The 26,082-nt window shown below is 69.1% G+C and carries 23 protein-coding genes and 1 riboswitch; of the genes, 16 read left to right on the forward strand and 7 right to left on the reverse strand.

Going from position 1 to position 26,082, the window contains the following annotated elements:
• The coding region (locus tag C4313_RS00255) for a ribonucleotide reductase N-terminal alpha domain-containing protein (RefSeq protein ID WP_352427867.1) at positions 1 to 632 on the reverse strand (632 nt) is incomplete at its 3' end.
• A gap of 100 nt (positions 633 to 732) precedes the next feature.
• A riboswitch (cobalamin riboswitch) is annotated at positions 733 to 929 on the reverse strand.
• A gap of 351 nt (positions 930 to 1,280) precedes the next feature.
• Here C4313_RS00255 and ilvB point away from each other — a divergent pair.
• The 16 genes from ilvB to ruvA all read left to right on the forward strand — a co-directional run bounded on the left by ilvB (position 1,281) and on the right by ruvA (position 17,518).
• The gene (gene ilvB / locus C4313_RS00260; protein ID WP_352427868.1) at positions 1,281 to 3,032 is read left to right on the forward strand and encodes a biosynthetic-type acetolactate synthase large subunit; all 1,752 of its coding nucleotides are present in this window, start codon (positions 1,281 to 1,283) and stop codon (positions 3,030 to 3,032) included.
• 20 nt (positions 3,033 to 3,052) lie between these two features.
• On the forward strand, positions 3,053 to 3,571 hold the full coding sequence (ilvN, locus tag C4313_RS00265; protein ID WP_352427869.1) for an acetolactate synthase small subunit: 519 nt from the start codon (positions 3,053 to 3,055) through the stop codon (positions 3,569 to 3,571).
• Between the two features lie 27 nt (positions 3,572 to 3,598).
• Complete coding sequence (ilvC, locus tag C4313_RS00270) at positions 3,599 to 4,600, forward strand: ketol-acid reductoisomerase (protein WP_352427870.1); 1,002 nt, start codon at positions 3,599 to 3,601, stop codon at positions 4,598 to 4,600.
• Between the two features lie 29 nt (positions 4,601 to 4,629).
• Positions 4,630 to 6,213, forward strand: a complete 1,584-nt coding sequence (locus tag C4313_RS00275; protein ID WP_352427871.1) for a 2-isopropylmalate synthase — start codon at positions 4,630 to 4,632, stop codon at positions 6,211 to 6,213.
• Between the two features lie 28 nt (positions 6,214 to 6,241).
• A complete protein-coding gene (gene leuC, locus C4313_RS00280) occupies positions 6,242 to 7,519 on the forward strand; it encodes a 3-isopropylmalate dehydratase large subunit (RefSeq protein WP_352427872.1) in 1,278 nt (425 codons plus the stop codon).
• A gap of 29 nt (positions 7,520 to 7,548) precedes the next feature.
• Positions 7,549 to 7,713, forward strand: a complete 165-nt coding sequence (locus tag C4313_RS00285) for a hypothetical protein (RefSeq protein ID WP_352427873.1) — start codon at positions 7,549 to 7,551, stop codon at positions 7,711 to 7,713.
• Between the two features lie 9 nt (positions 7,714 to 7,722).
• Positions 7,723 to 8,232: a 3-isopropylmalate dehydratase small subunit gene (locus C4313_RS00290; protein WP_352427874.1), complete on the forward strand. Its 510-nt coding sequence runs from the start codon at positions 7,723 to 7,725 to the stop codon at positions 8,230 to 8,232.
• Between the two features lie 174 nt (positions 8,233 to 8,406).
• Positions 8,407 to 9,963 carry a citramalate synthase gene (cimA, locus tag C4313_RS00295; RefSeq protein ID WP_352427875.1) on the forward strand — a complete coding sequence of 519 codons (1,557 nt, stop codon included), beginning with the start codon at positions 8,407 to 8,409 and terminating at the stop codon, positions 9,961 to 9,963.
• 44 nt (positions 9,964 to 10,007) lie between these two features.
• Positions 10,008 to 11,078, forward strand: coding sequence for a 3-isopropylmalate dehydrogenase (leuB, locus tag C4313_RS00300; RefSeq protein ID WP_352427876.1), 1,071 nt, complete (start codon positions 10,008 to 10,010; stop codon positions 11,076 to 11,078).
• Between the two features lie 55 nt (positions 11,079 to 11,133).
• The gene (ilvD, locus tag C4313_RS00305) at positions 11,134 to 12,819 is read left to right on the forward strand and encodes a dihydroxy-acid dehydratase (protein ID WP_352427877.1); all 1,686 of its coding nucleotides are present in this window, start codon (positions 11,134 to 11,136) and stop codon (positions 12,817 to 12,819) included.
• A 70-nt stretch (positions 12,820 to 12,889) separates the two neighbouring features.
• Positions 12,890 to 13,942 (forward strand): aspartate-semialdehyde dehydrogenase, encoded by a 1,053-nt coding sequence (gene asd / locus C4313_RS00310; protein ID WP_352427878.1) that lies wholly within the window; start codon positions 12,890 to 12,892, stop codon positions 13,940 to 13,942.
• 114 nt (positions 13,943 to 14,056) lie between these two features.
• Entirely contained in the window at positions 14,057 to 15,286 is a 1,230-nt protein-coding gene (locus C4313_RS00315; RefSeq protein ID WP_352427879.1) for a S8 family peptidase, read from the forward strand.
• A 146-nt stretch (positions 15,287 to 15,432) separates the two neighbouring features.
• Positions 15,433 to 16,197, forward strand: a complete 765-nt coding sequence (locus C4313_RS00320) for a YebC/PmpR family DNA-binding transcriptional regulator (protein ID WP_352427880.1) — start codon at positions 15,433 to 15,435, stop codon at positions 16,195 to 16,197.
• Entirely contained in the window at positions 16,197 to 16,685 is a 489-nt protein-coding gene (ruvC, locus tag C4313_RS00325) for a crossover junction endodeoxyribonuclease RuvC (RefSeq protein ID WP_352427881.1), read from the forward strand. The genes C4313_RS00320 and ruvC overlap by 1 nt, the downstream gene beginning before the upstream one ends.
• A 12-nt stretch (positions 16,686 to 16,697) precedes the next feature.
• Positions 16,698 to 16,985, forward strand: coding sequence for a response regulator (locus C4313_RS00330; protein ID WP_352427882.1), 288 nt, complete (start codon positions 16,698 to 16,700; stop codon positions 16,983 to 16,985).
• Positions 16,922 to 17,518, forward strand: coding sequence for a Holliday junction branch migration protein RuvA (ruvA, locus tag C4313_RS00335; RefSeq protein ID WP_352427883.1), 597 nt, complete (start codon positions 16,922 to 16,924; stop codon positions 17,516 to 17,518). Before C4313_RS00330 ends, ruvA begins: the two co-directional genes overlap by 64 nt.
• Positions 17,519 to 17,628: 110 nt before the next feature.
• On the opposite strand, the gene phnE (C4313_RS00340) is transcribed toward ruvA, so the two are convergent.
• The 6 genes from phnE (C4313_RS00340) to C4313_RS00365 form a co-directional block, all read right to left on the reverse strand.
• Positions 17,629 to 18,777, reverse strand: a complete 1,149-nt coding sequence (gene phnE, locus C4313_RS00340; RefSeq protein WP_352427884.1) for a phosphonate ABC transporter, permease protein PhnE — start codon at positions 18,775 to 18,777, stop codon at positions 17,629 to 17,631.
• Positions 18,778 to 18,809: 32 nt separating this feature from the next.
• Complete coding sequence (gene phnE / locus C4313_RS00345) at positions 18,810 to 20,180, reverse strand: phosphonate ABC transporter, permease protein PhnE (RefSeq protein ID WP_352427885.1); 1,371 nt, start codon at positions 20,178 to 20,180, stop codon at positions 18,810 to 18,812.
• Positions 20,170 to 20,928 (reverse strand): phosphonate ABC transporter ATP-binding protein, encoded by a 759-nt coding sequence (gene phnC, locus C4313_RS00350; protein WP_352427886.1) that lies wholly within the window; start codon positions 20,926 to 20,928, stop codon positions 20,170 to 20,172. Before phnC ends, phnE (C4313_RS00345) begins: the two co-directional genes overlap by 11 nt.
• Positions 20,929 to 20,996: 68 nt before the next feature.
• Positions 20,997 to 21,905, reverse strand: coding sequence for a phosphate/phosphite/phosphonate ABC transporter substrate-binding protein (locus C4313_RS00355; RefSeq protein ID WP_352427887.1), 909 nt, complete (start codon positions 21,903 to 21,905; stop codon positions 20,997 to 20,999).
• A 139-nt stretch (positions 21,906 to 22,044) separates the two neighbouring features.
• Positions 22,045 to 23,970 (reverse strand): hypothetical protein, encoded by a 1,926-nt coding sequence (locus C4313_RS00360; protein WP_352427888.1) that lies wholly within the window; start codon positions 23,968 to 23,970, stop codon positions 22,045 to 22,047.
• A 124-nt stretch (positions 23,971 to 24,094) separates the two neighbouring features.
• A complete protein-coding gene (locus C4313_RS00365; RefSeq protein WP_352427889.1) occupies positions 24,095 to 25,885 on the reverse strand; it encodes a DNA repair helicase XPB in 1,791 nt (596 codons plus the stop codon).
• Positions 25,886 to 26,082: the final 197 nt, after the last annotated feature.

Consider the following 26,082-nt stretch of genomic DNA (forward strand, 5'->3'; position numbering starts at 1 on the left):
TAGAGATAACAAGAAGCGAGTTGATGATGGGGCGTCCCGCTGTTGAACAAGGTGGGGGTGCTGGGCAGAAAACGCAGGGTGCTGATGGCCTCATAGAACCGCAGGGCCCAGGCTTCCTTCTCCGGCTCCTGCAGGGCCAGGCCCATGGCCACCCGCATCCACATGAACTGGGGCGTCTCCAACACCTGTCGCGTCTCGGGGTCCCGCACCAAGTAACGATCGTAAAGGGTGGCCAGGCCTATGTAGGGCAGGAGCGCGTCCCGCTCCGGGCGCAGGGCGCCGGCCAGGCGCTCCAGATCGAAGGTCAAAAGGTCCGGATGCAAGGTGCCCCGCTCGACCCCTTTCCGGATATAAGCCGGAAAGGCCTGAACGCTGTCCGGCGCTTCCGCCCCGGTGGCCTCCAGGGCGATACGCCGACGCATCCAAGCGGCCGCAGCCCGCTCCCAGAGGGGATCCTCGACGATGCGGGCAGTCGCCAGCAAGATCAGCCCCTCCAGGGCGGTGGAAGGCTCCAAAGCCTCCAACCCGTGCGCCCGGGCCTCCTCCCAGGCCTGCTGCACAAGGGGTTCTGGAAGCCCAGCCGCACGCAGCCACGCCGCCAGCCGGGCATGACGAGTAGACCGCACGACCATGGCCGCCTCCGGTGCGGTGGGATCGTGCGGGAAGGCCGATCACGGAGGAAACCGTCGGGTCCCCAGCCGACGGGCGCCGTCGCCCTCCCGCGAGGCGATGGCGCAACGGGGCGGATGGGCCGGTCTTCGGGCTCCCGGATCGTCCTACTCGCCGCGCCTTCCCAGGGCAGGGCCCCAGTGGCGAGTCGCGCAGCCCAGCGGAGCGGCTACGCCCAGCGGCTTTCGTCCCCGGTTACCGCTGCGGGGCAGCGCCGGTCTCCCACCGGACTTCCCGCCACCCATCCGTCAGTCTCCTCGGCCTGGATCCAAAGATAGCACAAGATCCCCGCCGCCGCAAGGGGCCGGGGATCCTCTACCCGCCAGGAGGCCTCTTGACAAAGCCGCCCATCTGTGCTATAAACAAGGGCAAATCTCAGGGCCAGGGTGCTGGGTTCCGATGACGACGGTGCCGGTGGTTCTCTCCCTCGTCCTTATCGTCCTCATCCTTCGGGGCATCCTTCGCCTCGGGGAGGCGATGCCCGTTTGGGAGGGAGCCACCGCCGGCTAGCCCAGGTCTATCGCAACACAGGCACAGCGCATCCGGAGGGGGCCTCCCAAACGGGAGGCCCCCTCCACATTTATTCCCCGCCCGCCGAAAGGAGGAGCGCGATGGAAGCGACAACCGCCGTTCCCATAACGGCCCGGACCATCCGTCGGGAGCGCCGTCGGATGAAGACGGCGTGGGCGGTGATGGAGGCCCTGGTTCGGGAGGGCGTGGAGGTCGTCTTCGGGATCCCCGGCGGGGCTTCCCTCCCCCTCTATGACGCCCTGTGCGATTACCCCCAGATCCGCCACATCCTCATGCGCCATGAGCAGTGTGCGATCCACGCCGCCGAAGGCTACGCCCGAGCCACCGGACGCCCCGGGGTCTGCCTGACCACCTCCGGCCCTGGCGCGACCAACCTGATCACCGGGCTGACCGATGCCATGATGGACTCCACCCCCGTGGTGGCCCTCACCGGCCAGGTCCCCACGTTCTTCATGGGCGGCGACGCCTTCCAGGAGGCCGACGTCATTGGCCTTACCATGTCCGTGACCAAACACAACTGGCTGGTGCGGAAGCCGACGCAGGCCCTCGAGGCCGTCCATCGGGCCTTCCACCTGGCCACCGACGGTCGTCCTGGCCCCACCCTGGTGGACCTCCCGCGGGATGTGCTGCTGACCGAGGCGGAGTTCGCCCCGGACGATCCGGAGGCCTACCGGCCCGCCGGATCCACCCGTCGCTCCCCGGACGAGGGCCTCCTTCGGCAGGCGGCCGACCTGATCGCCGCCTCCCGGCGCCCCATCCTCTATGTCGGCGGGGGGGTCATCCACGCTGGCGCGGCGCCGGAGGTGCGCGCCCTGGCCGAGAAAGCCCGCATCCCGGTGACCACCACCCTGATGGGTCTGGGGGCCTTCCCCGAGGACCATCCGTATTCCCTCAAGATGCTGGGGATGCACGGGACCGTCTACGCCAACTTCGCCATCAATTTCTCTGATCTGATCATCGCCGTGGGCGCCCGCTTTGACGATCGGGTGACTGGAAAGCTCTCGGCCTTCGCCCCCCACGCGAAGGTGATCCACATCGACATCGATCCGGCGGAGATCAACAAGAACCGCAAGGCCGACATCGCCCTGGTCGGCGACGCCAAGCAGATCCTGCAGGCGCTGCTCCCCTTCGTCCGCCCGCCCGACACCGAGGCGTGGTGGCGGCAGATCCAGGAATGGAAGGCCCGTTACCCTCTGCGTTACCGCCAGGACGACCGGGTCATCAAGCCCCAGTTCGCCATCCAGATGATCTACGAACTGACCAAGGACTACCGGCCCATCGTCACCTTGGATGTGGGCCAGCACCAGATGTGGGCCGCCCAGTTCTTCACCTGGACCGAGCCGCGCACCTGCATCACCTCGGGCGGGCTGGGGACCATGGGGTTCAGCCTGCCGGCGGCGGTGGGGGCCCAGTTCGGCCGCCCTGACCGGCTGGTGATCAACATCAACGGCGACGGCAGTTTCCAGATGACCTTCCAGGCCTTGATCACCGCCGTCGAATGGCGGCTGCCCATCAAGGTCTTCATCATCAACAACCAGTATCTGGGCATGGTCCGCCAGTGGCAGGAGCTCTTCTACAACCGGCGCTACTCCGCCGTCTACCTGGCCAACCCCGATTTCGCCCGCATGGCCGAGGCGGTGGGCGCGGCCGGGATCCGGGTGGAGCGGCCGGACCAGGTGGAACCGGCCATCCGCCAGGCCCTGGCGATCACCGACCGCCCCGTGGTGGTCGACCTTCTCGTGGACCCCGAGGAGAACTGCTTCCCGATGATCCCCTCGGGGATGACGGTGCACGATATGCTGATCGCGCCGGGCGTGAAGGCTGTGCCGTGAGCCTTCAGGAGGGGATGACGATGCCCCACTGGCTGGCGTTGACCGTGGAGAACTCCGTGGAAAGCCTGAACCGGGTGTTCCATCTGCTGCGCCGTCGGCACTTGCCCGTCGGCTTCATCTCGATCTGTCGCACCGAGGACCCTCAGGATCTGCGGCTGGTCATCCCGGTGGATCCGGCCCAGGTCGATCCGGAGCGGGTGCGGGCCAACCTGGAGAAGCTGCTCTGCGTGAAGGCGGTGGAGGACTGGGGCGGGCAGCCCCTGGTGGTCCGAGACGTGGCCCTGGTGAAGGTGCAAGCCCCCGCCGAGGCTTGGGTGGAGATCGCCCAACTGGCGGAGTTCTACCGGGCGCGCATCGTCGATGTAGGCCCGGAGACCCTCATCCTGGAGGTGACCGGCTCGGCGGACAAGGTGGACTCCTTCATCGCCCGGTTGCAGCGCTTCGGCATAGTCGCCGTTACCCGGTCGGGCCCCTTGGCGATGCCGCGGGGCCACGCCGAAGCCGCCCCTCTCGATCGGACGGCTGAAGTCGTTCCATGAACCAACTCCGCGAGCCTGGAGGCTCCCATGGCGCGGATCTATTACGATGCGGATGCGGACCTGAGCCTGCTCAACGGGCGCCGGATCGCCGTCCTGGGCTACGGCAGCCAGGGCCATGCCCACGCCCTTAACCTCAAGGACAGCGGCTGCGATGTGTGCGTGGGACTTTACCGGGGCAGCAAATCCTGGGAGAAGGCCGAGGCCGACGGCCTGCCGGTCTATGAGGTGGCCGAGGCAGTGCGCCGCTCCGACATCATCGTGATGCTGGTCCCCGACCCCGCCCAGCCGGCCCTCTACCGGGAGGCGGTGGCCCCCCACCTGGCGCCCGGCAAGACCCTGATGTTCGCCCACGGCTTCAACATCCGGTTCGGCCAGATCGTGCCGCCGCCCGATGTCGACGTCAGCATGGTGGCCCCCAAGTCCCCCGGCCACCGCATGCGGGAAATGTTCCGGGAGGGCGGTGGGGTCCCCGGCCTGGTGGCCGTGCACCAGGACGCCACGGGCAAGGCTCTGGCCACGGCCCTGGCCTACGCCAAAGCCATCGGCTGCACCCGCGCCGGGGTGATCGAGACCACCTTCGCCGAGGAGACGGAGACGGACCTGTTCGGCGAGCAGGTGGTGCTCTGCGGCGGGGTCACCCACCTCATCAAGGCCGCCTTCGAGATCCTGGTGGAGGCCGGCTATCAGCCGGAGATCGCCTACTTCGAGTGCCTCCACGAACTGAAGTTGATCGTGGACCTCATGTACCAGGGCGGTCTCTCGTATATGCGCTACTCGGTGAGCGACACCGCCGAATACGGTGACTACCGGAGCGGCCCCCGCGTGATCGACGACCACGTGCGAGCGACGATGAAGCAGATCCTGGAGGAGATCCGCAGCGGTGCCTTCGCGGAGGAATGGATCGAGGAGAACGCGAAGGGCCGCCCGTGGTTCAACGCCAAGCGCGAGGAGGAGCGCCGGCATCCCATCGAGGAGGTCGGTCGCCGCCTGAGGGCCATGATGCCTTGGCTCAACCCCAAAGAGGTATGAGGGCCATTGCGTCCGGGAAGGAGGCGCCCATGGGAGATGATGTCGTCCGGATCTTCGACACCACCCTGCGGGACGGGGAGCAGTCGCCGGGGGCGACCCTCACGGTGGAGGAGAAATTGGAGATCGCCCGCCAGTTGGTCCGCCTGGGGGTGGACATCATCGAGGCGGGGTTCCCCATCGCCTCGCCGGGGGACTTCGAGGCGGTGCGCCGGATCGCCCGGGAGATCGGGCCGCTGGGGCAGGACCGCCCCAACGGCCCCCCGGTGATCGCCGGGCTGGCCCGGGCGAACCGGGAGGACATCGACGCTTGCTGGGAGGCGGTCCGGGAGGCCCCCCGCCCGCGCATCCATGTCTTCTTGGCCACCTCGGACATCCATCTCCAATACAAACTGCGGATGACCCGAGAGGAATGCCTGGCCCGCATCCGGGAGATGGTGGCCTACGCCCGCAGCCTGTGCGCGGACGTGGAGTTCTCCCCCGAGGACGCCGGGCGCACCGACCGGGACTTCCTGATGCAGGCCCTGACGGTCGCCGTGGAGGCAGGGGCCGCCACCCTGAACATTCCGGACACGGTGGGCTACACCACGCCCGAGGAGTACGGGAGCCTCTTCGCCGAGATCCGCCGCCGGGTCCCCGGGGTGGAGCGGGTGATCCTCTCCGCCCACTGCCACAACGACCTGGGCCTGGCCACCGCCAACACCCTGGCCGCCATCCGCAACGGCGCCCGCCAAGTCGAGGTGACCGTCAACGGCATCGGGGAGCGGGCGGGCAACACCGCCCTGGAGGAGGTGGTGATGGCCCTCCACACCCGCCGGGACGTCTTCGGGGTCCGCACCCACATCGACACCACGCAGATCTACCGGACCAGCCGCCTGGTGAGTGCCCTCACCGGCATCCCGGTGCAGCCCAACAAGGCCATTGTGGGTGCCAACGCTTTCGCCCACGAGGCGGGCATCCACCAGGACGGCATGCTGAAGAACCCGCTGACCTACGAGATCATGCGGCCGGAAACCGTCGGCGTGCCGGAGTCCCGGCTGGTCCTGGGCAAGCATTCCGGCCGGCACGCCTTCCGGGTCCGCCTGGAGCAGATGGGCTACCACCTCCCGCCCGAGGCCTTCGAGGAGGCCTTCCGTCGGTTCAAGGCCCTGTGCGACCGCAAGAAATACGTAACCGACTTCGACCTGGAGGCCATGATGGCCGACTTCACCGAGAGCGCCGGCCAGACCTGGCGGCTGGATGTATTGCAGGTGACCTGCGGGACGCCCCTCATCGCTACCGCCACGGTCCGGCTGGTGGGGCCGGAGGGCCAGGAGCGGGTGGCCACCGGGACCGGCAACGGGCCGGTGGACGCGGCCTATCGGGCCATTGAGGCCGCCCTCGGGGTGCAGGCCCGCCTGCTGGAGTTCAATGTGCACGCGGTCACCCCCGGCCGCGACACGATGGGTCGGGTCTTCGTCCAGGTGGAGGACCCCCAGACCGGCGAGATCGCCGGCGGCTTCGGGGCCGACACGGACATCGTGGTGGCCGCCGCCAAGGCCTACCTCAACGCCCTGTTGCGTCGCGCCCGCGCCTCTTCGGAGGCCCGCATGGCCCTTTCCATCCCTGTCCCTTGATCGACACCCTTCGCTGCGGAGGTCATCCATGGGGATGACGATGGCGGAGAAGATCATCGCCGCCCACGCCGGGTTGGAGCGGGTGGAGCCCGGCGAACTGGTCGAGGTGCAGGTGGACTTCGTGATGGCCAACGACATCACCGCCGCCCTGGCCATCCGAGAGTTCGAGAAGATCGGTGTGGAGGAGGTCTTCGACCGATCGCGGGTGGCCTTCGTGGCGGACCACTTCGTTCCGCCGCCGAACATCAAGGCCGCCGAGCAGTGCATGACGGTGCGCGCGTGGGCCCGCCGCAAGGGCATCCTCTACTTCGAGGGCGGCCGCGATGGGGGCATCGAGCACATCGTGCTGCCGGAGCAGGGGCTGGTGCTCCCCGGGGAGATCATCATCGGGGCCGACTCCCACACTTGCACCTATGGGGCCCTGGGGGCCTTCGCCACCGGCGTCGGCTCCACCGACGCCGCCGTGGCCATGGCCACCGGCCGGCTCTGGCTCAAGGTCCCGGCGACGATGAGGCTGTTCTACCACGGGACCCTGCGCCCGTGGGTGACGGCCAAGGATCTCATCCTCCACACCATCGGCCGGATCGGAGTGGACGGCGCCCTGTACATGGCCATGTATTTCACCGGCCCGGTCATCCGCGGCCTGAGCATGGACGGCCGCTTCACCATCGCCAACATGGCCATCGAGGCGGGGGCCAAGGCCGGCCTGATGGACGTGGACGAGAAGACGCTGGATTACATCCGCCCTCGGGCCCGGCGCCCCTTCACCGTCTACGCCGAGGACCCGGACGCCCGCTACGAGATCGAACTGGATTTCAACGTCAGCGATTGGGAGCCGGTGGTGGCGGTCCCGCACCTGCCTTCCAACGTGCGCCCCGTCGGTGAACTGAGCGACGTGCGCATCGATCAGGTGTTCATCGGCTCCTGCACCAACGGGCGGATCGAGGACCTGCGGCTGGCGGCTCGCGTCCTCCAGGGCCGCCGGGTGCACCCCGAGGTCCGCTGCATCATCATCCCCGGCAGCGGGCCCACCTACCGCCAGGCCCTGGCCGAGGGGTTGATCGATCTCTTTGTGGAGGCGGGGGCGGTGGTGGGGTTGCCTTCCTGCGGCCCGTGCATGGGAGGCTACTCCGGAGTGCTGGGTCCCGGCGAGCGCTGCGTCTCCACCACCAACCGGAACTTCATCGGCCGCATGGGCCATCCCACCAGCGAGGTCTATTTGGCCAACCCGGCCGTGGCCGCGGCCAGCGCCATCCTGGGCCGCATCGCCAGCCCCGAGGAGGTTCTGGCCGCTGTCCCGGCGTGAACGGGGAAACCGTTTTCGGAGGGGAAGCCATGGAGAGCCACCCGTATACCGATGAAATCTGGGAAGCCGTGCTGGAGGCCGCCCTGGCCGCGGAGAGCACCGCGGCCCCCCCAGACCCGGGGGATGACCCCACCGGATGGGTGGTCGATTGCATGATGGGTTGCTACAACTTCACCGAACCCGAGATCGAATAGGAGGGCCGGATGCGCTTCCACGGACGGGCATGGGTGTTCGGGGACAACATCGACACCGATGTGATCATCCCCGGCCGCTACCTCAACACCACCGACCCCCATGAGCTGGCGGCCCATTGCATGGAGGGGGTGGACCCGGAGTTCCCCCGCAAGGTCCGGCCGGGCGACATCGTGGTGGCCGGCCGCAACTTCGGCAGCGGCTCCTCCCGGGAGCACGCCCCGATCAGCCTGAAGGCCGCCGGGATCTCCTGCGTCATCGCCAAATCCTTCGCCCGCATCTTCTTCCGCAACGCCATCAACATCGGCCTGCCGGTCCTGGAATGCCCGGAGGCTGTCGAAGCCACCCAGCCGGGGGACGAACTGGAGGTCCGCCTCGACACCGGCGAGATCCTGAACCGCCGGGCCGGGACGGTCTTCCGGGCCAAACCCTACCCGCCCTTCATGCTGGAACTGATCCGGGCGGGAGGCCTCATCCCCTATACCCGGGCCCGGCTGCAGGCCGGCGCCCGCGCCGGTTAAGCCCAAGCCCTTCAGCGCGAGAAGGAGGCTCCATGGCGCGCCGCGAAAGGAGGTGGACCCGGACTGCCCTGGGCGGGGGCTGCACCCTGGAGGCCCTGGCCAGGGCCGTCCGCGCCATTGCCGCCGTCCTGGCGCCCTCTCGCTCTCAACCCATTCCCGTCCAGGAGGTGTGCAATGGTTCCCGTCGCCTTATACGATACAACCCTGCGCGATGGCAGCCAACGCGAAGGCATCTCCTTCACCGTTGAGGACAAGCTCCGCATCACAGAGCGGCTGGACGAACTGGGGATCCACTATATCGAGGGCGGATGGCCCGGCTCCAACCCCAAGGACGCGGAATACTTCCGGCGGGTCCGGGGCCGGACCTTTCGCCATGCCCGCATCGCCGCCTTCGGCATGACCCGACGCCCGGACCGCCGGGCCGAGGAGGACGAGAACCTGCGGGCCTTGCTGGAGGCGGAGACCCCCGTGGTCACCGTGGTGGGCAAATCGTGGGACCTCCACGTCCACCGGGTGCTGGAGACCACCCTCGAGGAGAACCTGGCCATGATCTGGGAGAGCGTGGCCCTCCTGAAGGCCCACGGGCGGGAGGTGGTTTACGACGCCGAGCATTTCTTCGACGGTTGGAAGCGCAACCCGGACTACGCCCTGGCCACCCTGCGGGCCGCGGCGGAGGGCGGGGCCGACTGGATCGTCCTCTGCGACACCAACGGCGGCTCCATGCCGTGGGAGATCGAGGAAGGGGTCGAGGCCGCCCGGCGGGCCGTCCCTGTTCCCTTGGGCATCCACGCCCACAACGACGCCGAACTGGCCGTGGCCAACTCCCTGGCCGCCGTCCGCCGGGGGGTCCGACAGGTCCAGGGGACCATCAACGGCTACGGGGAGCGAGTGGGCAACGCCAACCTGATCTCCATCATCGCCAACTTGAAACTGAAGATGGGCATCGACTGCGTGACCGACGCGCAACTGGCCCGCCTGACGGAGATCTCCCGCTTCGTGGCCGAGGTGGCCAACCTGCCCCACGACGCCCACCAGCCCTACGTGGGGGCCAGCGCCTTCGCCCACAAGGGCGGGATCCACGTCGCCGCCATCCTGAAGGCCGAGGAGAGCTACCAGCACATCGACCCGGCCCGCGTGGGCAACGTGAAGCGGGTCCTGGTCTCCGAGCTCTCCGGGCGCGGCAACATCGTGGCCAAGGCCATGGAGTTTGGCATCCGCCTGGACCCCGACGACCCGGCGGTGCAGACGGTGGTGCGGCAGATCAAGGCCCTGGAGAACGAGGGGTTCTATTTCGAAGACGCCGAGGCCTCGGTGATCCTGATGCTGCAGCGCGCCCGCCCGGATTACATCCCGCCCTTCCGGGTCCTGGATTACGTGGTGATGGTGGAGCGCCGGGACGGACGGAGCCCGCTGGCCGAGGCCGCGGTCAAGGTCCTGGTGGGCGGGGAGGTGGTGCACACAGCCGCGGAGGGCAACGGACCGGTCAACGCCCTGGACGCCGCCCTGCGCAAGGCCCTCCTGCCTTGTTATCCACAACTGGCCCGCATCCACCTCACCGATTACCGGGTGCGGATCCTCAACGGCGACGCCGGGACCGCCGCGCGGGTCCGCGTCTGGATCGAGAGCACCAACGGGCACCGGGTCTGGCGCACCGTCGGCGCCTCCACCAACATCCTGGAGGCCAGCCGCCTGGCCCTGGAGGACAGCCTGGAGTTCGGGCTGCTGTCCTGACCCAGGGCGCTGGGAACCTCACCTGGAAGCCGAGGGATCCACCGATGGGACGCTACGTCATCGCCGTGCTCCCGGGCGACGGCATCGGGCCGGAGGTCACCGCGGAGGCCGTCCGCGTCCTGGAAGCCGTCGGCCGGCGCTTCGGGCACACGTTCGAGTTCCACGAGGCCCTGATCGGCGGGGCGGCGATCGAGGCGACGGGCTCGCCGCTTCCCCCGGAGACCTTGGACCGCTGCCGCCGGTCCGACGCGATCCTGCTCGGAGCGGTGGGCGGCCCCCGGTGGGACGACCCCACCGCCCCGGTCCGCCCCGAGCAAGGGCTGCTGGACCTGCGCAAAGGCCTGGGGCTTTTCGCCAACCTGCGGCCCGTCCGCGCCTTCCCTGCCCTGGTCGATGCCACCCCCCTCAAACGGCATGTGATCCAGGGGGTGGATCTCCTCTTCGTGCGGGAACTGACGGGGGGGCTGTATTTCGGCCCCCGTCGAGAGGCCGGCCCCGACGGGGAAGAGGCGTATGATACGATGCATTATACCCGCCCCGAGATCGAGCGGGTGGTGCGGCTGGCGGCAGGATTGGCCCGCGCCCGCCGGAAGAAACTCACCTCGGTGGACAAGGCCAACGTCCTGGCCGCCTCCCGGTTATGGCGCCGGGTGACCGAGGCCGTGGTCCGCCGGGAGTTCCCGGACGTCGCCCTGGAGCACGTGCTGGTGGATGCCTTCGCCATGCACCTGATCCGGCGGCCGGCCGCCTTCGATGTGGTGGTGACCGAGAACATGTTCGGGGACATCCTGACGGACGAGGCGGCGGTGCTGGCCGGCTCCATGGGGATGCTGCCCTCGGCCTCTCTGGGCGAGACGCCCCCGGGGCTCTTCGAGCCGGTCCACGGCTCCGCCCCGGACATCGCCGGGCGCAACCTGGCCAACCCCATCGGGGCCATCCTGAGCGCGGCGCTGCTGCTGCGCCACGGGCTGGGCTTGGAGGCAGAGGCCGCCGCTGTCGAGCGGGCCGTCGAGGCCGCCCTGGCCGACGGCTACCGCACCCGCGACATCGCCGACGGGGAGGGACCTATCGTCGGCACCCGGGAGATGGGAGAGGCCATCCGTCAGCGGATCTGAATCGGTCGCAGCGGCGCTATGATCCCATCACTGGATCTTCTGCGGAGGCGAAACGATGGGCACCGTGAACGGACGAAAGCACCGCAGCGCAAAGGTCACGGAGGGCCTGGAGCGGGCCCCTCACCGCGCCATGTTCCGGGCCGTGGGCCTGCGGGACGAGGACCTCCGGCGGCCCTTCATCGGCATCGCCAACACCTGGTTCGAGATGCAACCGTGCAACCACCACCTGAACCGGCTGGCCGAGCGGGTCAAACAGGGGGTCCGGGACGCAGGAGGGACGCCCATCGAGTTCAACGCCGTGCCGGCCAACGACGCCATCGGCATGGGCCATGAGGGGATGAGGGCCTCCCTGGTCAGCCGGGAGCTGATCGCCGACAGCATCGAACTGGCCGCAGTCGCCTACCAGTTGGACGCCCTGGTGACCATCGGGGGCTGCGACAAAACGCAGCCGGCCTGTGTGATGGCCATGGCCCGCCTGAACCTCCCCAGCATTTACCTTTATGGCGGCAGCGTGCCGCCTGGAAACTGGCGCGGCCGCCGGGTGACCATCCAGGATGTCTTCGAGGCGGTGGGGGCGGTCTCCCGCGGACGCATGACCGTCGAGGAACTGCGCGAACTGGAGGAGGCCGCCGTGCCCACCTACGGCGCCTGCGGAGGGATGTTCACCGCCAACACCATGGCCTCCGCCTTTGAGGCCATGGGGCTGACGCTGCCCAACGCCGCCGCGCCCGTCGCCCCCAGCCCGGCCCGCGAGGCCCTGGCCTACGAGACGGGGCGGGCCATCGTCCGCATCCTCGAGGCCGGGATCCGCCCCCGGGATGTGATGACCCGGGAGGCCTTTGAGAACGCCATCGCTGTGGCGGCGGCCATGGGCGGCTCCACCAACCTGATCCTGCACCTCCTGGCCATCGCCCACGAGGCCGGCGTCCCCCTGACCTTGGACGATTTCGAGCGCATCAGCGAGCGCACCCCGCACCTGGCCGACCTCAAGCCGGCGGGCCGCTACGTGATGGCGGACGTGGACCGCATCGGCGGGTTGCCGGTGGTGATGAAGGCCCTCCTGGACGCCGGGCTGCTCCACGGGGAGTGCCGCACGGTGACGGGCGAGACCATCGCCGAGCGCCTGGCCGACGTCGTCTTCCCCGAGGGCCAGGACGTGGTGCGGCCGGTGCACAACCCCCTCCACCCCACAGGCGGCTACGTCATCCTACGGGGCAACCTCGCCCCAGAGGGCGGCGTGCTCAAGGTCACCGGCACCACCAAACGCTACCACCGGGGGCCGGCCCGGGTGTTCGACAGCGAAGAAGACGCCTTCCGGGCGGTCAGCGCTGGCCAGATCCGGCCGGGGGATGTGGTGGTGGTGCGCTACGAGGGGCCGAAGGGGGGGCCGGGCATGCGGGAGATGCTGGTGGTGACCGCCGCCCTGGTGGGCCAGGGCCTCAAGGACGAGGTGGCCTTGCTCACCGACGGCCGGTTCTCGGGCGCCACCCACGGCCTGATGATCGGCCACATCTCCCCAGAGGCCGCCGTGGGCGGTCCCCTCGCCCTCCTGCAGGACGGCGATCCCATCGTCATCGACGTGAACCGCCGGGTGGTGAACGTGGAGTTGCCCGAGGAAGAACTGGCCCGACGCCGAGCCGCCTGGACCCCGCCGCCGCCCAAATACACCACGGGCCTCTTCGTCAAATATGCGCGGCTGGTCTCCTCGGCGGCCCTGGGGGCCATCACCACCGGAGGATAAGATAGGGGCGCAGCGCCGCTGGGCCCCGGCTGGCTTTCCCCAAGAACATCCGCCCGTTCGGAGGAGGGAGATGGGACGGAAGCGGTTTCGGGTGGCGGTGCTGGGGGCCACCGGAATGGTGGGGCAATGGCTGGTGCATCTTCTGGACCGCCACCCGTGGTTCCAGGTGGTGGCCCTGACGGGCTCCGACCGCTCGGTGGGCCGTCCCTACGGGGAGGCATGTCGGTGGTTGCTCAGCGCGCCGATGCCGCCGTGGGCGGCCTCCATGATCGTGCAGCCCACCGAGCCGGGCTTCGAGGCGGACCTCGTCCTCTCCGCCCTGCCTTCGGAGATCGCCCGCGAGGTCGAGCCGCGCTTCGCCGCCGCAGGGTATTTGGTGGCCAGCAACGCTTCCGCCTATCGGATGGCCTCCGACGTCCCCCTGGTTATGCCCGACGTCAACCCCGATCACCTGGACCTGCTTTCCCGTCAGCGGGAGATCCGAGGTTGGTCCGGCGCCCTGCTCACCAATCCCAACTGCACCACCACCGCTGTGGTCCTTCCCCTCAAAGCCCTGATGCCCTACGGCGTCCGCCGGGCCCACTTGGTCAGCCTACAGGCCCTCTCCGGGGCTGGCTACCCCGGCGTCCCAGCCCTGGAAATCGTCGATAACATCCTCCCCTACATCGCCGGAGAGGAGGAGAAACTGGAGCGGGAGCCCCGTAAGCTCCTGGGGCGGCTGGCGAACGGAGCGGTCCGCGAGGCGGACCTGGCCCTCAGCGCCCAGACCAACCGGGTGCCCACCCTAGACGGACACTTGGTCTGTCTCTCCGTGGAACTGGCGGAACGCATCTCCCCCGAGGCGGCCATGCGGGCGATGGCTGCCTACCGGCCGCCGGAGGAAGTGGCGGATCTCCCCAGCGCCGTCCCACAGCCCATTGTGGTCCGGACCGAGCCCGACCGTCCGCAGCCGCGGCTGGACCGCATGGCCGGCGGGGGCATGAGCGTGGTGGTGGGCCGGGTGCAGCCCTGCCCCGTCTTCACCTTGAAGTTCGTCGCCCTCACCCACAACACCATCCGGGGCGCGGCCGGGGCCGCCCTCTTCAACGCCGAGGCCGCCCTCCGCTGGGCCGGGCGGGTTTGAGGGCGGTCCCACGCATCTCCCAAGAGGCCACGGGCGGTCTTCTTAAGGAAGGCGCTGGGCGGAGCCCGCAGGAGCCCCGCACAGCGCGCCAAACCCCCTAGGAGGAGGCTTCCCATGGGACAGCGATGGCACGTCGCGCTTTTGATCTTGGTCTTCGGCCTGGTCGGCTGGGCTCCCGGCGTCCCATCCCCTCGTGGACTTCCCCCCGGCCGTTACGTCCCCGATGAGGTCCTGGTGAAGTTCGCCCCCGGAGCGGACCCCGCCGCCCTGGCCCAGGCCTTCGGCCTGCGCCTCCACCGCCAGACCCTGCTGGGCGTCTGGGTGGCCAAAGTCCCGCCTCAGGCCCTCGACGCTGTGCTGGCGGCGCTGAGCCGCCACCCGATGGTGGAATACGCGGAGCCCAACGGGATCGCCACCATCGATCTGGATCCGAACGACCCCTACGACAACACCACCTGTTACAACTCCTCGAAGGCCGGCTGTGTCTCCCAATGGGCCTGGGGGAAAATCCAGGCCTACGCGGCCTGGGACCTCACCACCGGATCCAGCGCGGTGCGCATCGCTGTGGTGGATACCGGGATCGACAACCGCCACCCGGATCTGCCCCCCGTGGCTGCCCAGCGCGACTTCGTGAACAACGACAACGTGGCGGAGGATGACAACGGCCACGGGACCCACGTGGCGGGGACCATCGGGGCGCTGACCAACAACGGGATCGGGGTGGCGGGCATGAACTGGCAGGTCAGCCTGCTGGCGGCCAAGGTCCTCGACGCCAGCGGCTCCGGGACCTACGCCCAGGTGGCCGATGGGATCGTCTGGGCAGCCAACAACGGAGCGAAGGTGATCAACCTGAGCCTCGGCGGCTCCATCGGCTCGACCACGTTGAAGAACGCGGTGGACTACGCGTGGAGCAAGGGCGCGGTCCTGGCCTGCGCAGCCGGCAACAGCGGCTCCAGCGCCAAAACTTACCCCGCCGCCTACACCAACTGCATCGCGGTGGCTGCGACGGACGAGAACGACAACAAGGCCTCCTTTTCCAACTACGGCGCCACGTGGGTGGATGTGGCAGCGCCCGGGGTGCGCATCCTCTCCACGATGCCGGACACGCCGGTCTATCTGACCACCCAGTATGGCTATTTCACCACCTACGATGCTTTGAGCGGCACCTCGATGGCAACGCCCCACGTGGCCGGGCTGGCCGGCCTCATCTGGGCGAGCGGGAAGTGCGCCACCAACACCTGCGTGCGCCGGCGCCTTGAGTCCACCGCGGACCCGATCCCTGGGACCGGGCGCTACTGGTATTGGGGCCGCATCAACGCCTACCGGGCCGTCAGCGCCCCATAGGGCCCGGGGCCCCTTTCCGCGGGGGCGCGCCGCGCGCGCCCCCGCTGTTTTTTTGAGGGACGGACGGCGGTCCGGAACAAACCCATGGTAGAATTTCCTTAGAGGATGCCCGATCCGCACCTTGGCGATGGGGAGGGAGGAATTCGATGGCGGGGCATAGCAAGTGGGCGAACATCAAGCACCGTAAGGCGGCCATGGACGCCAAGCGGGGCCAGTTGTTCACCCGGCTGACCCGGGAACTGATCGTCGCCGCCCGCGAAGGGGGGCCGGATCCGGAGACCAACTTCCGGCTCCGGCTGGCCATCGAGCGGGCCAAGGCCGCCAACATGCCCAAAGAGAACATCGAGCGGGCCATCCGTCGGGGAGCCGGCCTGGAACGGGGGGAAGGCGAGCAACTGGAGGAGCTCTACTACGAGGGCTACGGGCCCCACGGGGTGGCCATCATCGTGAAGGTGCTGACGGACAACCGGAACCGCACCGTGGCCGAGCTCCGGCGGATCTTCGCCCGTCACGGCGGCAGCCTCGCGGAGTCCGGGGCGGTGATGTGGAACTTCGAGAAGAAGGGTTACATCGCCGTCCGGCCCGACGGGGCCGACCCGGAGAAAATCTTCGAACTGGCCATCGAGGCGGGGGCCGATGACGTGGAGATCAGCGAGGACCTGGTGGAGATCTACACGGCGCCCGAGGACCTCCAGGCGGTGCGCAACGCCCTGCTCCAGGCCGGCCTGAACGTCGACAACGCCGAACTGACGATGAAGCCCAAGACCCGGGTGACCCTGGACGACCACGCCACCACCGCGGTGATGTCCTTGGTCGATGCCCTGGAGGAACTCGACGACGTCCAACAGGTCTACTCCAACCTGGAGATCTCCGACGAACTGATCCGCAAATACGAAGCCCAGGCTGCCTGATGCGGGTGCTTGGGATCGACCCCGGGATCGCCATCACCGGCTACGGCGTGATCGAAGAACGGGACGGGCAACTGGAGGCCCTGGCCTATGGGGAGATCCGGACGCCGGCAGGGGACCCCCTGCCCCTTCGTCTGCGCCGGCTTTACGAAGGCCTTCAGGGCCTGATCCAAGCCCACCGCCCGGAGGCGGCCGCGGTGGAGCGCCTCTTCTTCGGCCGCAACGTGACCACCGCCTTCGCTGTCGGCCAGGCCCGGGGGGTGGCCCTCTTGGCCCTGGCCCAGGCGGAGATCCCCGTCTACGAATACACCCCCGCCGACGTCAAGCAGGCGCTGGTCGGCTACGGCAACGCCCCCAAGGCCCAGATCCAGGCCATGGTCCGGATGGTCCTACGCCTTCCCGAGACCCCCCGTCCGGACGATGTGGCCGATGCCCTCGCCGTGGCCGTCTGCCATCTCCACCACGCCCGGCTCTCCGCCATCCTGGGGTAGCCCGGTGGGGCTATGACCGGACCGGTTTGGATCGTCGAGGATGACCCGGCGGAGGCCCAGGCCCTGGCGGAACTGCTGGCCTGGGGCCGCCGGGCTGCTGTGGTGGCACTAGACCTCCGGACGGCCCGCCAGCGGCTGGCGGCGCTGCGGCCGGCGGTCATCGTCCTCGATCTCAACCTCCCCGACGGCGATGGGTTGGCCCCCACGACCTGCCGCATTGGAAAGGGGGATCGCGCGTGCTGGTCCGTCTGCATGGGATCGTGGAAGCGATCGGGAAGGACTGGCTGGTGGTCGGCTTGAACGGCCTCGGGCTTCAAGTCTACGTGTCGGCCGCTGTCCTGGCCCAGGCGCGGGTGGGGGAGCCCATCACGCTGCACACCACGTTGCTGGCCCGCACCGAGGGCCACGGCCTGACGCTGACCCTCTACGGCTTCGCCGATGAGGACGAGCGGACCCTCTTCGAGCAACTGCTGACCGTCAGCGGGGTGGGGCCCCGGGCGGCCCTGGCCCTGCTGAGCCTTTCCGTCCCCACCCTGCGGGCCGCCATCGCCCACGAGCAGATCGATGTGCTGCGCCGGGTCCCCGGCATCGGTCCGAAGACCGCGCGGGCGATCCTCCTGCATTTGAAGGACAAGATCCAGGCGGCCCCAGAGGCCGGCGTCCCGGCCGTGCGCGCCGACGAGACCGAGATCCTCGCCGCCCTGACCGCCCTGGGATACAGCGTGGTGGAGGCCCAGGCCGCCCTGTCGGCCGTCCCCCCCGACCCCAACCTCCCGCTGGAGGAGAAGATCCGCATGGCCCTGAGTTACTTCGCCCGGCGCCCGGGGCGCTGAGCCGGAGGAGGGTTGATCCCGGCGATAGGGGCACGGGGTCGGCCTCCGCGCCATAGGTCGCTGAAGCCGGAAGCGGACCATCCGCCGTTTCCTCGCGCCGGGCGCAACGGTTAGCGGATCGACTCCCGAAGGCGCGCGCTGAGGTAATCCATCGCCGAGACCACCGCCACGATGGCCCACACCGCCGTCCCCGCCTTGTGGTAATCCGTCTGGTCGATCCACAGCTTCAACTGATAGCCGATCCCACCGCCCCCCACGAACCCCACCACCGTGGAGATCCGGATGTTGATGTCCCAGTGATAGATGAGGAAGGCCAGGAACGGCAGGGTGATCTGGGGGATCACCGCGTAACGGATCACCTGCAAGGGGTGAGCCCCTGTCGCGGTCAGGGCCTCCACAGGACCGGGATCGATGGTCTCGATGACCTCGGAGAAGAGTTTGCCCAGGTTGACCACCGTGGCCACGGTGAGGGCCAGCACCCCGGCGAAGGGGCCGAAGCCCACCCAGGTGGCGAAGATGGCCGCCACCACCAGCGGTTCGATGGAGCGCACCACGTTGAAGGCCGTTCGCACCCCGTAGTAAACCGCTGTCCCGATGGGGCTCCGGGCGATGATGTTGCGGGCCGCCAGGAACGAGAGGGGGGCCGCCAAGAGCGTAGCGAACGAGGTCGCCATCAGGGCGAGGAAGATGGTCTGCAGCATCCCCTCGAGGGTCCGGGTCAGCGCCGGGCTGATCCTCCAGCCCCCCTCCCAACGGGCCTCGGCCTGGAGACGAGACCCGCCCTCCTGGACCACCAGGGGGCGGATCTCCACCTCGGCCGCGAAGCGGCCGTCCGGGCCTGTCCGCGCGCGCCCGATGAGAAGCTCCCCCCCGAGGGGCAACTGGGGGCTCGGGGCGAAGACCCAGCGCAACACCAGTTCGCTGTTCGGGCGGAAGCCCTCCCCCTGGATCGCCAGGCGGGCCCCTGGCGCCGCGCAGGGGGGGAGCCACAGCCGGGGGCCCTCGCCGACGGCCGCCGGCGCCGCCGAGGCCCCCTCCGGACACGGCACCCGCACGAATCCTTCCACCCGCTGAGTCCCCCGCTCGGGGATCAAGAACTCAGGCATCAGGAAGGCCGTGAGGATCTCCCGGGCGCGCCGGGCCGCCTGGGGCTCAAACAGCCTCCCCAGGTCGATCCCGACGGCCCGCCAGGACGCGGCGTAGATCAGAAGGGCCAAGATCCCCCCGCCGATCCGGACGAGCAGGCGCCGTCGTCGCATCGCCCTCCTCGAAGGTCGACCCGCCGCAGCCCTCAAACGATGCGGCGGCGGATCTGGGCGCTGAGGTAATCCAGGGCCATCACCACCACGGCGATCCCAATCACCGCCGTGGCCACCTGCCGGTAGGCGCTCAGCCGGATCCACTCGCTGAGCCGGAAGCCGATCCCCCCGCCGCCCACGAAGCCGATGATCGTGGACATGCGGACGTTGATGTCCCAGCGGTAGACGGCGAAGGAGACGAACTCGGGGATCACCTGGGGGATCACCGCGTATCGGATCACCTGGAGGCGATGGGCCCCCGTCGCCGTCAAGGCCTCCACCGGACCCGGATCGATGTGCTCGACCACCTCGGAGAACAGTTTGCCCAGGGCGGCCACGGAATGGGCCATGAGGGCCAGCATCCCCGCGAAGGACCCCAGCCCCACCCACACCACAAAGACGATGCCGAAGATGAGGGGCTCGATGGAGCGGACGACGTTGAAGAAAGCGCGCATGGCGTAATAGAGGAGGCGGGTGGGCCACGAGCCGCCCATCAGGTTGCGGGCGGCCGGGAACGACAACGGGGCGGCGATCAGGACCGCCCAGGTGGTGGCCAGCAGGGCGATGGCCACCGTCTCCCCCATCTTCTCAGCCACCTCCAGCAGGGCCTCGCTGGGCTGCGGGGGGCCGACCACCCGCACGGCGTGCACTTCCAGCCCGTGGGTCTGGGAACGGCCGGGGGGAGGCTCAAAACCCGGAGGGACGGCCCGAGGGGCGACGAACGCCACCTCGAACCGCCCGGAGGCGTCCGCCCGCAGATCCAACCGGCGCCCTTCCTGCAGGATCCGCTGCCGCTCGCCGATGGGGTTCACCCACCAGATCTCCAAGGGAACCCCGGCCGGGAATCCCTCGCCCTCCAGCGTCAACGGATCCCCCGCCTGGGTGCAACCGGCCGAGAGACGGAGCCGGGCGCCGTCCTCCAGCACAACAGGCTGGGGGGAATGGAGACAGGGGACCTCGATGGGGATCCGATAAACCTGGCGCTCGGTCGGGTAGGTCAGGAGATCGGGCTGGGTCAGGGCGATCAGATAGGGACGCATCTTCTCGAAGCGCACGAAGGGCGCCCGGAGATCGATCTCCGTGACCTCCCAGCCGACCGCGTAGATCACGGCCAGGGCCGCCAGGGCGGCAGGCCACCCGCGGGGCCGCCGGCCGGCCAGCCGCCGTGCGGCGTCGTGGATCGCCCCGAGCCACCAGAAGCCCCACCCGACCCAGAGCCAGGGATGGCCCCGCCACAGGGCCAGCCCGAGCAGGATCAGGGTGAGGCCTGCCCAGATCCCGGCCAGCGTCCGCAGGCCCAGGGCCCAGTAGGCCACGCCGGGGAGGAGGGCGGTCCCGCGAGGGACCCGGCCTTCAGCCGCCAATGCGCTCTGCCTCCTGCCCGTAGATCTCCTTGAACCGGCGATCGTCGATCTCGTCCGGCCGCCCATCGAAAACCTTGACCCCATCCTTGAGCCCGATCACCCGCGTGGCGTATCGATGGACCAGATCCAGGAAGTGCAGGCTGCAGAGCACGGTCACGCCATCCTTGCGGTTCAGTTCCTCGATGTAACGGAGGATGGAGTGCGCGAGGACGGGATCCAGGCTGGCGACCGGCTCGTCGGCCAGGAGCAGGCGGGGCTCTTGCATCAGCGCCCGGGCGATCCCGACCCGCTGTTGCTGACCCCCGGAGAGCTCATCCGCCCGCTTGTCCGCCAGGTCGGCCAGGCCGACCCGCTCCAGGGCCCGCATCGCCCGTCGCACCTCGGAGGGGGGGAAATAGCCCAGGAGGCTCAGCCAGAGGTTCACATAACCGAGACGGCCGGTCAGGACGTTGGTCAGAACAGTGGCACGCTTGACCAGGTTGAACTGCTGGAAGATCATCCCGATCTGCCGGCGGATGCGGCGGAGCTCCCGCGGGGAGGCGGCCGTGATGTCGACCCCGTTCCAAATCACCCGCCCCGAGGTCGGCTCGACCAGGCGGTTGATGCAGCGGAGCAGCGTGCTCTTCCCGGCCCCGCTCAGCCCGATGATGGCCACGAACTCCCCATCCTCCACCGTGAAACTGACCTCGGAGAGGGCCCGGGTGCCGTCCGGGTAGATCTTGGTTAGACGCTCGACGATCAGGGGCATGGAGGTCCCGCCGGGCTCTACATCCATAAGGGCGGGGGCGGCCTTAGAAGACCGCCCCCGCCCGCTCATCACTTGGCCGGCTTGACCAGGTCCTCCAGTTTGTAGCCCGAGGCGCTCAACTGGGCCCGGAACTCATCATAGAAGGAATCATCCACGGCTTGCAGGCCCTCGATCTGGTAAACCGTCTTGAGGGCCTTCTTCCCTTCCTCCGACTGGGCGATCTCCAGAAGGGCCTGGCGGATCTTCGCCCGCAGGTCCGAGGGGAGATTCTTGATCACGCTCACGTTGTCGTTCGGGATCTTCGCCGTGGTGGCCAGGACCACCACCTTCTCCTTCACATCGGGCAGATCCTTCTCCACCGCGCCCCGCGCGTCCACGTAGGTCGCCCCCGCATCGCAGTCCCCGTTGTAAACCGCCTTGACCACGTTGGGGTGGGAGCCCGCGTTCACCGTCTTGGCGAAGTCCCGGTCGGGATCCACCCCGTTGGCCTTGAGCAGGATGCGGGGCATCAGGTAGCCGGACGTGGAGAGGGGATCCACCCAGCACATCGTCTTACCTTTCAGGTCGGCGATGCTCTTGATGCCCGAGCCGGCCCGCACGATGATCTGTCCGGTGTAGTAGGTCTGGTTGAAGCGCACGGTGGCCAGGATCACTTCGACACCGTATTTCTCGTGGGCCAGCAGGTAACTCAGGGTGTTCAGCCAGCCAATGTGGGCCTGGCCCGCCCCCATCGCCTCGACCGCAGCGGCGAAGCTGCTGGCCAGGTTCATCTTCACCTTCATGTTCAGTTTCTGGCCGAGGAGCGCGGCGAGTTGCTCGCCTCCTCGCTTGATCTCCTCCGATTCCCCGGAGGGCACGAAGACCATCACCAGAGGATTCTGCTCGCTGCCCAACGGAGGCTTCTGGGGCGCACAGGCGCCCAGCGCCAGGCCCAGAACGAGGATCCCCAACACCCATCGAGGCGAAAGACAACGCATCGGCAACCTCCCGGAATAGGGTGGGGAAGGCCGGATCTCTGCCCCCATCTTAGGGGGAGGGCTCCCCCATGTCAAGGGCCCAACGGCCTGCGGCCCGCCGCATGGATGGAGATCCCCAACGGCCGTCCCGAGGCTTCGATCACGCCCGAACGACCACCGGATGATAGCCGCGGTCCCGCATCTCTTTCAACAGGCGGTCCAAAGCGTCCTCGTCGATGACCACCAGGTGGGGGGCCAGCCACCCGCGAATGGCCTCCCGCAGGGAGGTGGCCGCCAAGAGCTCCTGCAGCATCACCGGATCCTCGGTCTCCAGCAGGGTGACCTCTTCGAACACCTGGACCCGCCCCAAGCGGGCCCAGACCTCCTGCACCATGTGCGCCAATTGGGGGGTGGGGGGAAGGCCACAGGCCTCGAAAAGGGCCAGGATCTCCTCAGGGCGATAGCCCTCGCGGAACACCGCCTCGATCCGCTCCTCGTCGGCGGTGAACACGAAGGGGGAGCCGGCCGGCCGCCCCATGCGGGCGGACAGCCACAGCAGTTGTGCCGTCTCCGGCCCCGGCCGCACCGACCATGTCCGTGCGTCCACCCATCGGGTCTCCGGAAGCCCCTCCTCAGGAAGCCCTTCAAGGGGCTCCCCGCGCAACCATCGACGGCCCGGCTCTGTCAACCGGAAGGCCCGCAGGGTTCCTTCCTCATAAGCGAGAGAGACAACCCCCATCCAGAAAAGAGATCCCTCCAGATACGCCCGCAGATGGTCGGCGAGGGGGACCGGCTCGGCGGCCCCGCGGCCCCGGACCAACCGCCAGCGCAGGCCGTCGGAGGCTTCCACGAACCCAGGGGGACGCGCCGCCTCCAGCGCCCGGGCCACATCCCGCCAATCCACCCACCCTTCCGGCAACCCTTCCAGCAGGCGGAGGAGCGCCTGACGCCCCAGCCCCCATTCGTAATACAGCTGCGTCATCCCACTGGACCAGCCGAGCCATCGCACCAGGCGAAGGGTGGGATCCCGCCGCCGCAACCATGCGATCTCGAACAGCGTGGCGCCGCTCCGCCAGATCTCCGCGATCCGCGCCGTCGCCTCCGCCCCCTCGATCTGCGGGGGCGCCCAGCGGGCAGGGAGGGCCTCCCCGGAGGGGAGACCGGACAGATGCCACAATCCCTCCAGCAAGAAGGCGGCCCCCTCCCACGGCAAACCGAGGCCGCGGGCGACTTCCTCCACGGCCTCCGGCGCGAACCACTCCACGGGCACAGTCAACCACGTATCGGGCGGGGAGGACCATGGCCACCGGGCCAGGAGGCGCTCCACCTCTTCCGGATCGTGGGGCCATCCGCGCAGCCAAGGCAGCGCCGCCGCCTGCGGATGGGCCGACACAGCCAGAGGGATCGGCTTCCGGCGCAACCACCGGACGGTCTCCTGAAGCAACGGGGGAAGGGGCGGGGCGGTCACGATCTGCTCCCGCCGGAACCCCCGATGGAGCGTTACAGGAAAGGTGGGTGGAGGCAGATCGGCCACCTCCAGCGCCGCGGGCAGATGGGCGTGGGGTCGAGGGTGGGCTTCGTGGCCCAGTTCGCAGGGGAGCAACAGGCCCTTCTGAATCGCCCGGCTCCACGCCATCCGGAAGGCCCGGGCGTCCCGCCCCGTCCACCGGATCCAGCGCCTCTCCAGTTCCCCGCGGTCGATCCGGGAGGCCCCGAGCAGCCGGATGAGCCCCAGCAGGCGCTCCAGATCGGCATCGAGCCCCTCCCGCCACCGGCCCAGCCGATAGTGAAGCCAGAGCCGCGCGGCGAGGCGGCGCGCCAGCGCCGCCTTCCGCCCCCTGGAGAGGGGCCATCGCCAGCGGCGCGCCATCGCCTGCAGGGCCGCTGTCGTCAGGGATTCCAATTGGGCCTCCAGGCGCCGCATGCCTTCCGGGATCGGCTCCAGGGGCGGGTCCAGATCGAAGAGCAAGGCCAGCCAGGCCGCCGCTTCATGGGCGCAGACGCCCCGGGCCCCACATGGGCAGCGCTGCAGGCGGAGGGCGCTGAGATCCCATGGCCCACCAGGATCGGGGCGCCGCCACAGCAACTCGACCTCCCGCGATCCCCACGACACGGCGACAACAACCGGCCCGGCCGCGGCGGGGCGAAGGTGCACCTTCCCGGAGGCCCATCGGTCGAAGGCCTCCGTCAGCAACGAGCGGGGCAGACCTTCAAACAGCCGGTCCATGGTCGATGGGGGAAGGGATCTCTCCCTCCGGGGAAAGAGCCGGAAGCGCCCGCGGCCACGCGGCCACGTCCGCGACGGCAGGCCGGTAGGCGGCCACCTCCTCCGCCTCCAGGATCTCGTAGCGATAGCCCTGCTCGGCCAGGAAAGCCTGGCGCCGGGCAGCATAATCCTGGTCCACCGTATCCCGTGTGACCAGGGTGTAGAAGTGGGCGAGGATCCCGTTCCGCTTCGGGCGGAGGATCCGTCCCAGGCGCTGGGCCTCCTCCTGACGGGAACCGAAGGTCCCCGAGACCTGGATCAGCACGTTGGCATCCGGGAGGTCGATGGCGAAGTTGCCCACGCGGGATAGGACCAAGCGGCGGATCTCCCCGCGACGGAGCTGCTCGAAGAGCCGCTCCCGCTCGGCCACGGGGGTGCGGCCGGTGATGAGCGGGGCCCCGATCGCGCGGGCGATGCGCTCCAGTTGGTCCAAATATTGCCCGATAATGAGGACAGTGTCCTCACGGTGTTTCTCCAGGAGCAGGCGGACCATCGCCTCTTTGGCCAGGTTGGTGGCCGCCAGGCGATACCGCTCGGCGTCCTCCGCCGCCGCATACCGGACCCGATCCTCTGGGTCCATGGGGACCCGGATCTCGTGGCACTCCACGGCAGCGATCCAGCCGCGGGCTTCCAGTTCTCGCCATGGCGCCTCATATCGTTTGGGCCCGATGAGGGCGAAGACCTCCCGCTCCAGCCCATCCTCCCGCACCAGCGTGGCGGTCAGCCCCAGGCGGCGGCGCCCCTGGAGGAGGGCCGTGATCCGGAAGACAGGGGCCGGCAGGAGGTGGACCTCGTCGTAGATGATCAGCCCCCAATCCATGGCGCTGAAGAGACGAAAATGAGGGAACTGCGCCAGCAAATCCTCCCGGAAATCCCGCCGGGGCCGATGGGTCAGGATCTGATACGTGGCCACGGTCACCGGGCGGATCTGCTTGCGGTGGCCGGTGTATTCCCCCACCTGCTCGGGGCTCAGATCCGTCTTGTCTAGGATCTCCGCGACCCACTGCCGGGCGGCCACGGTGCTGGTGGCGATGATCAAGGTGGCGGTGCGCAGACGGGCCATCACCGCCAGGCCAACGATGGTCTTGCCCGCCCCGCAGGGCAGCAGGACCACCCCGTTGCCGGCGCTCAGAAAGGCCTCGGCCGCCGCCTCCTGATAAGGGCGTAGGCGGAAGGGCTCCCCCGTCGAGCGCCGTGCCGTCCGCAGCCGCAGATCCAGGCGAGCCCCCTCGATGTAGCCCGCCCGGTCCTCCGCCGGATAGCCCAGATAGACCAGGGCCTGCTTGAGGTGGCCACGGGCCCGGGGCTCCACCTCCACCCGATCCCCCTGCGGCGCCCCCCGCAGGAACGGCTGCAGCACCGGCTCTTGCGCCAGCCGGCCCAGGAGCCCCGGATCCTCCGCCACCAGCCAGAGCCGGCCGTCCGCCATCTCCAGACGGAGGCGCCCGTAGCGGGCCATCCACTCCCGGATCTCCTCTCGCAGCCGCTCGGGGACCCGGCCGCCGCTGAACCGCTCCAGGTCGGCCAGGATGGCCTCCGCCGTCAGGCCCAGCGCCGCCGCGTTCCACACGGACAGCGGGGTGATCCGGTAGCCATGGACTGGCCCGGCGCTCCGCTCCAGGTCCGCGAAACGGGCCAGGGCATCCCGGACCTGCTCATACGCCGGATGCCGGGTCTCCAGCCACACCACACGGTCTTCCTGGATCGTGATGGGATGCCCCGGATAGGCGGCCATCGGACGTGTCCCGAGAAAGGGTAGGCTTTCTATTTTCGCTCCATTTGTCCGCCATGGCAACCTCGGGGCGCACAAAGAACCGGCCATCCGGCCACCCTTTTCATCATATAACGGGGAAAACCCACCGGTGACCGCGGGGCCCAGCGGTGGAAGGACCCGGGCCCGTGCGGGAGCGAACCGGCTCGCGGCTTGCCCCC

Origin of the sequence: Thermoflexus sp. (assembly GCF_040289485.1) — a bacterium.
Taxonomy (GTDB): Bacteria; Chloroflexota; Anaerolineae; order Thermoflexales; family Thermoflexaceae; genus Thermoflexus.

Coding starts and splice junctions, on each gene's coding strand:
- ilvB (WP_352427868.1), top strand. CDS start 1,281: ATGGAAGCGACAACCGCCGTTCCCATAACGGCCCGGACCATCCGTCGG.
- ilvN (WP_352427869.1), top strand. CDS start 3,053: ATGCCCCACTGGCTGGCGTTGACCGTGGAGAACTCCGTGGAAAGCCTG.
- ilvC (WP_352427870.1), top strand. CDS start 3,599: ATGGCGCGGATCTATTACGATGCGGATGCGGACCTGAGCCTGCTCAAC.
- C4313_RS00275 (WP_352427871.1), top strand. CDS start 4,630: ATGGGAGATGATGTCGTCCGGATCTTCGACACCACCCTGCGGGACGGG.
- leuC (WP_352427872.1), top strand. CDS start 6,242: ATGGGGATGACGATGGCGGAGAAGATCATCGCCGCCCACGCCGGGTTG.
- C4313_RS00285 (WP_352427873.1), top strand. CDS start 7,549: ATGGAGAGCCACCCGTATACCGATGAAATCTGGGAAGCCGTGCTGGAG.
- C4313_RS00290 (WP_352427874.1), top strand. CDS start 7,723: ATGCGCTTCCACGGACGGGCATGGGTGTTCGGGGACAACATCGACACC.
- cimA (WP_352427875.1), top strand. CDS start 8,407: ATGGTTCCCGTCGCCTTATACGATACAACCCTGCGCGATGGCAGCCAA.
- leuB (WP_352427876.1), top strand. CDS start 10,008: ATGGGACGCTACGTCATCGCCGTGCTCCCGGGCGACGGCATCGGGCCG.
- ilvD (WP_352427877.1), top strand. CDS start 11,134: ATGGGCACCGTGAACGGACGAAAGCACCGCAGCGCAAAGGTCACGGAG.
- asd (WP_352427878.1), top strand. CDS start 12,890: ATGGGACGGAAGCGGTTTCGGGTGGCGGTGCTGGGGGCCACCGGAATG.
- C4313_RS00315 (WP_352427879.1), top strand. CDS start 14,057: ATGGGACAGCGATGGCACGTCGCGCTTTTGATCTTGGTCTTCGGCCTG.
- C4313_RS00320 (WP_352427880.1), top strand. CDS start 15,433: ATGGCGGGGCATAGCAAGTGGGCGAACATCAAGCACCGTAAGGCGGCC.
- ruvC (WP_352427881.1), top strand. CDS start 16,197: ATGCGGGTGCTTGGGATCGACCCCGGGATCGCCATCACCGGCTACGGC.
- C4313_RS00330 (WP_352427882.1), top strand. CDS start 16,698: ATGACCGGACCGGTTTGGATCGTCGAGGATGACCCGGCGGAGGCCCAG.
- phnE (WP_352427884.1), bottom strand. CDS start 18,777: ATGCGACGACGGCGCCTGCTCGTCCGGATCGGCGGGGGGATCTTGGCC.
- phnC (WP_352427886.1), bottom strand. CDS start 20,928: ATGCCCCTGATCGTCGAGCGTCTAACCAAGATCTACCCGGACGGCACC.
- C4313_RS00355 (WP_352427887.1), bottom strand. CDS start 21,905: ATGCGTTGTCTTTCGCCTCGATGGGTGTTGGGGATCCTCGTTCTGGGC.
- C4313_RS00365 (WP_352427889.1), bottom strand. CDS start 25,885: ATGGCCGCCTATCCGGGGCATCCCATCACGATCCAGGAAGACCGTGTG.